General features: G+C 63.5%; 11 protein-coding genes. 2 read left to right on the forward strand and 9 right to left on the reverse strand.

The features are described from left to right. Nucleotides 1-70 precede the first annotated feature (70 nt). On the forward strand, nt 71-826 hold the full coding sequence (locus tag ACE3OH_RS01430) for a YdcF family protein (RefSeq protein WP_374347494.1): 756 nt from the start codon (nt 71-73) through the stop codon (nt 824-826). A gap of 168 nt (nt 827-994) precedes the next feature. Here ACE3OH_RS01430 and ACE3OH_RS01435 read toward each other — a convergent pair whose 3' ends face one another. From ACE3OH_RS01435 to ACE3OH_RS01475, 9 genes are all read right to left on the reverse strand, one after another. After that, complete coding sequence (locus ACE3OH_RS01435) at nt 995-1,807, reverse strand: hypothetical protein (RefSeq protein ID WP_374347496.1); 813 nt, start codon at nt 1,805-1,807, stop codon at nt 995-997. A gap of 94 nt (nt 1,808-1,901) precedes the next feature. After that, nucleotides 1,902-2,366 carry a DUF2269 family protein gene (locus tag ACE3OH_RS01440; RefSeq protein WP_374347498.1) on the reverse strand — a complete coding sequence of 155 codons (465 nt, stop codon included), beginning with the start codon at nt 2,364-2,366 and terminating at the stop codon, nt 1,902-1,904. Between the two features lie 9 nt (nt 2,367-2,375). Further along, nucleotides 2,376-3,641: an SDR family oxidoreductase gene (locus ACE3OH_RS01445; RefSeq protein ID WP_374347501.1), complete on the reverse strand. Its 1,266-nt coding sequence runs from the start codon at nt 3,639-3,641 to the stop codon at nt 2,376-2,378. Next, on the reverse strand, nt 3,638-6,100 hold the full coding sequence (locus ACE3OH_RS01450) for a PEP-utilizing enzyme (RefSeq protein WP_374347503.1): 2,463 nt from the start codon (nt 6,098-6,100) through the stop codon (nt 3,638-3,640). The genes ACE3OH_RS01445 and ACE3OH_RS01450 overlap by 4 nt, the downstream gene beginning before the upstream one ends. Beyond that, nucleotides 6,097-6,540 carry an SRPBCC family protein gene (locus ACE3OH_RS01455; protein ID WP_374347505.1) on the reverse strand — a complete coding sequence of 148 codons (444 nt, stop codon included), beginning with the start codon at nt 6,538-6,540 and terminating at the stop codon, nt 6,097-6,099. Before ACE3OH_RS01455 ends, ACE3OH_RS01450 begins: the two co-directional genes overlap by 4 nt. A gap of 6 nt (nt 6,541-6,546) precedes the next feature. Next, the gene (locus ACE3OH_RS01460) at nt 6,547-7,065 is read right to left on the reverse strand and encodes a DUF4166 domain-containing protein (RefSeq protein WP_374347507.1); all 519 of its coding nucleotides are present in this window, start codon (nt 7,063-7,065) and stop codon (nt 6,547-6,549) included. Continuing rightward, a complete protein-coding gene (locus ACE3OH_RS01465; RefSeq protein ID WP_374347509.1) occupies nt 7,065-8,510 on the reverse strand; it encodes a TIGR01777 family oxidoreductase in 1,446 nt (481 codons plus the stop codon). The genes ACE3OH_RS01460 and ACE3OH_RS01465 overlap by 1 nt, the downstream gene beginning before the upstream one ends. Before the next feature lie 93 nt (nt 8,511-8,603). After that, nucleotides 8,604-8,996: a thiol-disulfide oxidoreductase DCC family protein gene (locus tag ACE3OH_RS01470; RefSeq protein WP_374347512.1), complete on the reverse strand. Its 393-nt coding sequence runs from the start codon at nt 8,994-8,996 to the stop codon at nt 8,604-8,606. Between the two features lie 17 nt (nt 8,997-9,013). Continuing rightward, nucleotides 9,014-9,550 carry a GbsR/MarR family transcriptional regulator gene (locus ACE3OH_RS01475; protein ID WP_374347514.1) on the reverse strand — a complete coding sequence of 179 codons (537 nt, stop codon included), beginning with the start codon at nt 9,548-9,550 and terminating at the stop codon, nt 9,014-9,016. 175 nt (nt 9,551-9,725) lie between these two features. Between ACE3OH_RS01475 and ACE3OH_RS01480 the strand changes: the two genes are divergently transcribed. Continuing rightward, a partial coding sequence (locus ACE3OH_RS01480; RefSeq protein WP_374347516.1) for a hypothetical protein occupies nt 9,726-10,095 on the forward strand: 370 nt, incomplete at its 3' end.

Genomic DNA, 10,095 nt, shown 5'->3' on the forward strand with positions numbered 1-10,095 from the left:
CGTGCGGCCTCATCGTCCCTGCCCGGCGCGCATCACGCAGCGTCATTCATTGAATATTTCCCGAGGTGTTATGTCCTTCCTGTTTCTGGTGTTGTTGTTATTGGCCGTTCTGGTGTGCGCGCTATGGCGCAAGCGGCGCGCGGCACAATGCTTTACCGTGCTGGCCATTGCCAGCCTGATCGGCATTGGATGCGGCCTGTTGCCCACGCTGCTGTTGCAGCGCTTGCAGCAGCCCTATATCGCTGAAGCGTCGCGCAGCTGGTCGACAGACAATGCCATCGTGCTGCTGGGTGCCGGCACGGTGGCAACCGGCGCCAGCATCGAGCCTGAGCTGTTTGCCTATGGCCGTATCGACAAAGCGGCGGCGATCTACCGGGAATGTCGATCGGCCGCGGCGCATTGCCGGCTTATCATCAGCGGCGGCGATGCACGGCGCACCGGTATCAGCGAGGCGGCGCTGTATCAGCAATATCTGTCGAAACTGGGCGTTCCCGAAGCCGATATGGTGCAGGAGTCATCCAGCATGAATACCTGGCAGAACGCCGAATTCACCAGCAGGCTATTGCGCGCCAAGCCGGGCGAGAAAGTGTGGCTGGTGTCATCCGGGGCGCATTTGCAGCGCGGATTGCGGTATTTCGCGCATTTCGGTATCTCGGCCCATCCGGTTCGGGCGGATTATCTGTCGGCGCATCTGTCGATACTGCCATTGGCCATCAATTTCACCGTAATGGATGTGGCCATGCACGAAGAGATCGGCCTGCTTCGTTATGCGCTGTATGAATCTTTGGGCTGGAATGCGACGAGCAGTCGCCCTGGTGCGGTGTAGAAAAAAGGGGGTGAATGCCCCCGCAGCGCTCAATTGGCGCGGCTTGTTTGCAGCAAGCCGCGAACTTTCAATGAAACGGCTGTGAAGGAAGCGCTGAACAAAACGGGTTTTCAACCCGCATCGCCGGTCCCGGGAAGCCCGGGACTTAAGCCTTTAAGCGACCCGACATCAGGCAAGCCGGAGGCGATGGCATGTTTGCTGGAAATAAGACTGAGGGTTAATGAAAAACCTCTCCGGCATGATGTGATAGGCAGCAAGCGCCTGTTCGACGCATTGATAACCCACCGATTCGGCTAGCTCAAAAGCCGCCAGGCCCTTCGCGATTCTTTCGGCTTTTGACGAAAAATCGCGAAACGGCAAGCCCACACCTTTGCCGAAATAGGCGAATTCGATTTTGGGCCGCATGGCCAGCCATTTGACACTGGGCCAGGTAAAGTCCGCCACTGCCTGCTCCACCGCAGGCGCCACGATGGTTTCTTGCTCCCAAAGGAAAAATGCTTCAAACAGCCTTTTTCTCTCCAGCCGGTTCAGCGCGACGCCAGAGCGAGCGGCATCGTGGCAATGATTCAAGGCCGCCAGCAGTGGCGCGGGAATCTTTTGCGCCGCAAATAGGCTATGCCCGTATTGCTTGGTGAAGTGATAGGCGCAATAGGCTTCTGCACAGACACGGCGGTTGATATCGCGAAAGGCATTGGCGAAGGCGATGAGTGAGTCGTATTGGCGAATCAGCTTGGTCGGGCTGTAGGCATATTGCAGCGATAACAGCTTGCCGGCCAGCATGCCTTTCTGGAAATAACCCTTGGCCCACAGTGCGCCATGGGCAGCAATCAAAGGAAAAATATTGCGGCCGCCAGAGTCTTCATACAGATGGTAATAGACGGCGGCTCGTTGCGATAAATCATTCAGGTCGCCTGCCAATGCGTAGCCAATTCGGCGCTGTCTGTCGTATTCCAAGGCGAGAAAATCAGTATCCCGGTTCATTATCACTCCCATTGATTGCGCGAAAAATACCAATTCCGGCTGCTGCTTGATCAGGCTGTATTTCGTGGCTGGGGGCACGGTTGTGAGTACATGGCTACATCGGCTTATTCACCATCAACCAGTAAACAACAAGCAGCGCGCCAAAGGCCGGGAAGCCCAGGGCGGTCCAGATGCGCTCGAATTGCCAATAGCGGGCAGGCAAGGGGAGGGCGTCGCGGGCGGCCAGTTGCGCCATGTCGCGCATTTTCAGCTGCAGCCACACCACCGGTAGCCAGCACAGCCCGGCCAGGGCGTAGAGCGCGATCGATAGCACGATCCAGTGCGACTGCAGCGGAAAGCCGGCAAGATGGATCATCCACAGGCCGCTGAGCGGCTGGACGATCACCGACGGGGTGGTAAACCACCAGTCCGCCCGCGCCACCCAGCGCGTCACCACCGCAATCGCCTGCACATTGCCGCTGCGATTGGTAAAGAACATATAGAAGGCGGTACCGAAGCCGGTGCCGAACATCAGGGTGGCCGACAGGATGTGCAGCCATTTCACGGTGAGGTAGTCCATGGGCGGGTCTCAGGGTTTTGGGTTTTGGTTGGCGGGCGTGGCGGCGGCTAGCAGGCCCATCAGGGCGAGTACCGGCAGGTTCTTGCTGATCGGGCCGAATGGGTGCAGCCACCAGTGCGGCAGCCACAGGCTGATGTAGCTGGTGTAGGCAAGCGTCAAACCGAGCTGTAGCTGCCACAGCCGGCGCGATGGTCGCAGCAGGGTCAAGAAACCGAGCACGGCGTCGCAGGCGCTGCTGCTCAGCAGGGCCGGCCAGTGCCAGGCTGGCGGCAGGCGGCTTTCGGCCAGCAAATGCAGGCCGGTGGCGGAGTAGCGCAGCGATACCCAGGCGGTCCATAGCCACAGCGAGGCCAGGCTCATGCGCAAGATCGGCAGCCAGATGGCCAGCACATGGTGGGCGCGCAGTGCCGGATTGCTGAAGCTGGCCGGGTCGCGCAAGGGTGTGGCCAGCAGGCTTTGCGCGGCGGCTGGATCAACCGGCCTACCGGCCGCCAGCATCTGTAGCGCATCTTCACTCACCAGGCTGCCCGGCAAGTGGGCGGCCAGCCGCGCCAGTGGGCGCGCCAAGGTACTGGTCAGCGTGCCTTGCCTGGCCGGTGCCATACCCATGCCTTGCCGCAGCGCTTGCAGGTAGTCGCCAAAGCCCAAGGCGCGCGGACCGACCGCGTCGATGATGGCGCGGCGTGGGCTGGCTTTCAGTGCCAGCGTGCACAGCAGCGCGGCCAGGTCGTCGAGGTGGATGGGCTGCACCGGCGCGCTGCGATGCGGTAAAAGCAGCATGGGCAGGGCAGCCAGCTGGCAGAACAGCTGGCTGCTGGCGCCATGATCGGCGTACACCAGCGAGGGCCGCACCACTGCCCAGTCCAGCGGCAAACCGGCCAGCGCTGCATCGGCGCGGGCCTTGCTGCGCCAGTAGGCGCTTGGCGCGTCGAGGCTGGCGCCCAGCGCCGACAGCTGCACTACCCGGTCGACATTGCACTGCACGCAGGCGGTAAACAAGGCAATAGCGGCATCGCCATGCAGGGCAGCAAAGGTTTGCGCGCCGTGCTCGCGGAATATGCCGGCGCAGTTGATCACCACCTCGATACCATCGAGCAGCGGTTGCCACTGCTCGGCGCTATCCAGGGTCGCCATATCTGCCTGCAGCCAGCGCAGATTGGGCTGCTGGGTTTGCGGGTGACGACTGACAGCGCTGACCTGGTGGCCCTGTGCCAGCAGGCGCGTCAGTACCGCTTGGCCGATCAGGCCGCTGGCGCCGGTAAGCAGGATATTCATGGTGTTTCGCCTTTCGCCTGCGTATCGGCGACCAGGCTGAGCTGCCCTTCGGCAAGGCAGACACGGCGGCCGCGCCAGTCGGGGTTGATGGCGGGAATGATGGCGGCCGGTTTTCCCAGTTCGCGCAGCAAGGTGGCGCCGTGCGAGAGGCGCCCGCCGCGCAGGGCCACCACGCCAAGGGCGCGGGCATAGTCTTGATAGCGGCCGGGGTCGAGGCTGGCTTCCAGCAAGATGTCCTCGCCCAGCACGCCCTCCGCCGTGCCGCCGTGAATCAGGAAGCCGCTGCTGTGGCAGCCACTATCGCGACCGTCTTGCCAGAAGCTGCCGCTGCGCGACCTGGCCTGCGGGTGAGGGGCAAACCAGTCGGCACGCTCGGCCTTTGGCATGGCGTGATGCAGGCGGAAGAAGATGCGCAGCAGATTGTCGCGAAACCATTCGCGTACCTGGCTGTAGTAAGCGCGCATGCCGGGCAGGCCATGGTGATGTGCCAGCCTGACGGTGGCAGGCCAGCGCGGTAAAGGCTGCAAGGGCGGTACCGGCCCGGCAAGGCGCGCGGTGGCCGGGTCGGTCTCCCAGGGCAGGCGGTGACTGGACTGCGCCATATGGCGGTAGACGGTGGGCGGCGTGCCGAGCCAACTGCCGCCGGCACTGCCTAGCGCGGTGCCGATGCAAAGATTGCTCTGCACCACAAACAGGTAGAAGCGGCAGAACCAGTTGGCCAGCTGCGCACCGTTGGCCCCCCGTGACGCCAGCTGTGCCAGTTCGGCGTCGAACTGCGCCAGCTGTGCCGGCAGGGTGTCGATTTCGGCGCGGCAGGCCAGCTGCATGCGGCGGATGCGTGGCAGTGCCGCCAGTAGCCGCAAGGGTCGCCACGGCAGCTCGGGTGTGGCGCCGCCCAGCTCACCGGCATAGCGCTCGCTGCTGATGCCAAAGCGCTGCAGTTGCGCCAGAAACAGGTCGTCGTTGATATAGGAGGCGCCGGCATAGGGCACGGTAAATGGCTCATTGTCGGCCAGAACCGCCGGGTCCCAGCGCGCCATGATGGCCGGGATGCTGGCCGCTGCGCGCTGTTGCGCGTATTCCATCAGCCGGCTCGGCGCCGGTGGCAGGATCTCATCGAGATTGGCCGAGGTGATATGGCGGCGCCAGCCATAGCGAGTCACCGGCCGGTATTGCAGCAGCCATAGCTGCTGGCCGTCCCACGCCCACTCCACATCGCCATGCACATAGTGAAACGCGCGCAGCACCGCTTGCAAAAACTGCCAGAGCCGCGTTTTGCTTAAACCTTGGCAGCCTTGGAATTCGCCGTCTTGCCAAGGCGCTGGCAGGCGCGACAACACGGCGCGCTGCGGGGTTTGCACGCCGTCGGCCAGGGCAGACAGATGGCCTTCCACCCATTCCAGCTCCACGCTGAGGTGGCGCACAAAGGCGATGCCGGACAGGCGTGGTTCGATGAATTGCTGTACCACGACCTCGTTGAGGCCATCGGCAAACAACGCAGCGGCACGTGCTGGTACATCGTGTGGCGCAAGGCGCAGATAGCTGGTGTTGACGCCGGCATTGGCGTGGTCGGCCTGATCTTCATTGGCGCCGGAGGAGCGAACCGCCCATTGCGCAATGCTGGCGTGGGCCTCTAGCCAGTCGCCCAACTTGGCTTGCTCGGCGTGGTTGAGACTGATTGCCGGCGGCACGTTCAGGCGGGCCAGGGCTGCCAGTCGCAGGCGGCCGCCCTTGCTGTGCGCCACGAATCCCGGTGTGGCCGATTCCAGCCAGCTCGCGAATCCGGCCGGGTCATCAATCCACGGGTAATGGCCCCAGCCGGGATGGAGCGTCACCCGCAGATCGGCCCGCGCCAGCACCGCCGCCCATGCCGCCGCATGCTGCTGGCCGACCACGCCATCGGCGCCACCCCAGATCAATTCGATCGGATCGCTGATCCACTCCAGCAAGGGCAGGGCGGTATCGGCGCGCACCATATCCCAATAGGGCAGAAACGCCCGGCAGCGCCGATAGCCCTCGCCCATGCGCCGGTATTGTTCCGGCCGCCAGCGCTGGCGCGAAAACTTGCCTGCAAAGGCGCGCGGGAAGTTGGACAGTAGCCAATGGGCCAGCTGGCGTATTGGTTTGGGTGCCATCAGCGCCGGCAGGCGGCGCTGCCACAAAAACACGCCTACCGGTGCCAGCAGCATGGTGCGGGAAAAGTGGCCCGGTTGCCGTGCCAAGGCGTGCAGCACCGGCAGGCTGTTCACCCCGACGGCAAAGATGCTGCTGCCCGGCGCGGTAGCGGCCAGCAAGGCGTCGGCATAGGCCGACAAGGAGGCAAGTGGCGGCTGGGCATTGTCGCCAAAGCCGGGCAGCGCCAGCGGGCGCACCTCATGGTGGCGAAAGTACGGCAGGGCATCGTCCCACCAGTCGGCAGCGCTGCCATTGCCGGCCAGCAGGTAGAGGACGGGCTTCATTTTGGTTCGCCTGCCGCGCTTTGCAGATAGTGCTTGAATGCGGCGAGGCGGCGACGCGCTTCCCAGGCAAAGTAGCGACACATCAGTGCCTCGCACCAGCGCCAGAGCGGTGCGGCCTTGATCAGGTAGCGAAAGCGGGCGTCAACGCCATCGGCACATTCAACAAATGCCCAGCTACCGGCAAAGGTGGCCAGCATGCGCGGGCCGCGCACCATGCGGATGGCAGCCCGCTCCGGCGCTTGCCAGGCGACATATTCCACTTCCATGCTCAGGCCATGCCATGCGCGCACCAGCACGCGGCTGCCACGGCCCAGCGCGCCATAGCCGTCGAGCTGGCGCACAAACGGATCCCAGGCCTTGCGTAGAGAGGCGTCTTGCGAGCAGCGAAAAGCATGCGCGGCATGGGTTGGGAGTAGGCAGCGGGCTTCAACGATCGGCATGGCGATTCAATCCATTGCTTGCAGGTGGCCACGGTAGTGCAGTAGCGGATGCTGGCCCAGGCGGATTGCTACATCGAATTGCAGGCGATCGCCGCTGGCCGATTCGCGTGCCACAACATTGAGTGCCAGCCAGCGCGGCAGGGTGATGCCAAACAGCTGGCAGGCGCTGGCGTGCTGGCGCAGTTCACCCGCGCTCACTTCGCTACGCAGCCACAGGCGGATCGGCCCGAATTGCTCGGCCAGCTGTCCTTGCCGCAGCGATTGCTGCGAGCGCATCGGCCGGCCGGCAAAGCGGCGAGCCCAGGTTTCGCCGCCCGCGCTGGCGTGCAGGCACACTTCGCAGCGCTGGGCGCCGACGGCAGGAAAGCGGGCCAGGCTCAGCAGGGCGCGCAGCAGCGGCTGCGTGCTGCGACTCACCTCGGCTTCGCCTTGCCAGCGCAGGCCGGGCTCGCGGTGAAAACGCTGCAGGCAAGGGGCCAGTCGGGAAAACGCCGGGCCCAGATGCTGCTCATACAGGCTGGACATCAGGCTTCCTTGGCCAGCGCGGACGCGAGGGTGGGATAGCGGAAGGTGTAGCCCTCAGCCAATAGCCGTTGCGGCACCACGCGCTGGCCATCGACAAACAGCTCGGCCATTTCACCCATCAGCCAGCGTAGTGGTGTGGCGGGCAGGTGGAACCAGATCGGGCGGTGCAGGGCCTTGCCAGCCGCCGCCACAAACTGCGCCTGGCTGGGCGCCTCCGGTGCGGTGGCGTTGTAGATGCCGGCCATGGTGCTATCGGCCATGGCACGCGCCATGATGGCCAGCACATCGTCGCGATGTATCCAGCTCATGATTTGCGCGCCATTGCCCATGCGCCCGCCAAAGCCGAGGCGGATCGGCAGCAATAGCGCCTGCAGGCCGCTGCTGGGCCCGAATACCAGGCCAAAGCGCAGGATCACCGTGCGCAGGCCCAAGGCCTCGATATTGCGCGCTGCCTGTTCCCAGCCCTGGCACAACTCGCTCATATAGCCCTTGCCCGGCTTGGCTGTCTCGTCCAATGCTTCTTCGGGTGGGCGCACGCCAAAGAAGCCGATGGCGGAACCGTTGATCAGCAAGGAGGGGCGCTGGGTACGGCCGCTTAGCCAGGCATGCAGTTTCTCGGTGGTGCCGATACGGCTGCCCCACAGCACTGCCTTGCGGCCGCTGCTCCAGCGCGGCCCGACCACCGGCGCACCGGCCAGATTGACGATGGTGTCGATATGCTGGCCGGCTGCAATATCGGCCAAGGAGGCCACTACATGGGCACGGCCTTGAAACTGCTCGATGGCGGCACGACGCTGGCGGCTGAGGATGGTTACAGCGTGGCCGGCGGCCAGCAGTTGTTCGGCCAGCTTGCTGCCGATAAAGCCGGTGCCGCCGGTAATCAGCACCGACTGCGGCGCCAGTGTGCTGAACGGGTTGGCTTCGACCTGCTTGGCTGGTGCTGGCTTGCGAAAGCTGGCAAGGGCATTGCGCAGGCCCGATAGTGCGACGCCGGCGGCGAACAGGGTCAGCACATCGCCGCGCCAGCCCAGCCCGGCGGCGGTCAGTGCGGTGGCGTCTTGCCACTGCGGCCACACTGCAAAGCCGTAGAGCGCAAACACCGCGCCGCCGTTGATGGCCAGGATGGTGTGCAGCACCCGCTCGGTGGCAGGCAGCTGACGGCTGCGGTCTTCTTCGACAAAGTCCATGAGGGTGAGGATCACCTCCACCGCGATCAGTGCCGCCAACGCGGCCAGCCAGGCGCCGTGCAGCGACAGCTGCCCTACGCTGGCAAACAGCAGGCCATACAGCAAGGCACGCACGGCGTGCAGGCGCAGCTCACGGCGGGCGCTGGCGCGCCGGGGTAGCGCTTCGGTCCATTCATGGTGATAGAGGGTGTCAAAGGCACCGAGCAGGCCTTGCAGGATCAGCAGATTCAGCGACAGGGTCAGGGCGGTGGCGTGCATGGATCGCTCCGGGGCGGTGTGTGGTGGCGGCGACTGGGTGGTAAATGGATTGTCGGTAATTTCTGTTCGGACAGAAATGTCCGGATAAAAAAATCAGCGCTGACGCAGCTCGCACACACCGTTATCGCAGCGAAAACCGAGCAGCTGGCTGGCGCGATAGCGGTTGCGGGCGAACCAGCGGTAGAGGCGGCGCCAGGCCGGCTTGCTCCATTCGATGGTTAGCGGCCACACCAGCCAGCCAAAGCCGATGGCGCCATAGGTGGCGGCGATGCAGTCGATGCCGACCAATAGGCGGCCGTCGTCGGTCAGGCCGTGCAGTTCGGCGTCCATGGCGGCGACGGTGGTGCCATAGCGACCGGCGTCAAAGCCGTCGCCATGCATATCGATGTAGGCCAGCCGCTGGTGGCGATCCCAGGCAGCAAGTCGCTTGATTTCAGCGGCGCACAGTGGGCAGCGGCTATCGTAGAACAGGGTCAGGCTGGTCATGGCGGTCTCCCTTGTCATCATTCATCGTCGGCGTCGCTGAGAAAGCGCGCCACCTTGCCGCCCATGCGCAGAAAGCGCTGCAGGGTGGCCGGCGGCAGGCCCTTGAAGTCGTCGTAGGCCTTCATAAAGGTTTCCATGAATACCAGCACCTCATCCATCTTGGCGCGGGTGGCGGCATCGAGGGCGGTGTCGTTGTCGGCCTCCAGCTTGCATTCGCGCAGCACGGTAAGGGTGGGGTCCAGCTCGCGCTTCTTGCGCTCTTCCACCACCACGCGGAAGATTTCCCATACATCCTGGTGGGCAACAAAATGGTCGCGTCGATCGCCCAGCACATGCACCGCCCTCGCCAGGCCCCAGCTTTGCAATTCCTTCAGGCTGGTGCTGACATTGGAGCGGGCCACGGTCAGCGTGTCGCTGATGTCCTCGGCGGTGAGCGGCGCATTGCTCAGGTAGAGCAGGGCATGGATCTGCGCAACGGTGCGGTTCACCCCCCAGCGGGTGCCCATTTCCCCCCAGTGGAGGATGTACTTCTGCATGGTAGGACTGAGTATCATGGCGTTTCAGTAATTTCTGTCTAAAGAGAAATTACCTGTCTGAACTGTGCGAGTCAAGTAAAGCGACTGGTGTAATTTATTGGATTGACGTTGCGGCGCTGCACGTCAGATAGTCCGCACCGCCGCTCTGGTAGCGGCTTGGCGCGGAATTCACCCCACTAAAAGGAGGCAGGAAATGTTGAAAGCAGCAATGGCATGTATCGCATTGTGTTGGGCATTGCACGGGCAGGCGGCGTCACTGAGAAATGACTGTGAGGCGACGTATACAAGTAGTTCAAACGGGACTGGCGAGTTGGTTGTTCCTTGCGTGCGTGCTTCCCAGACGCCCGGCGTGGAACTTTACAATGTGCGTATGCCGACAAGTGATGGCAAGACGTTTGCTGTGTCGCGGGTATTCCCATCCGCCTTTGGTGCTTATCACAGCGGCCCGCAAATTGATGAATCCAGCATCAAGTTGACTTTGTCACCGCAGCCCCTGGTTCAATTCAACCTGGTGTGGAGTGATCCCTGCCGTGGCGTAACGAATGTGCGCGAGTCCATGCCGG

The organism is Chitinimonas sp., assembly GCF_041904975.1.
GTDB lineage: Bacteria > Pseudomonadota > Gammaproteobacteria > Burkholderiales > Chitinimonadaceae > Chitinimonas.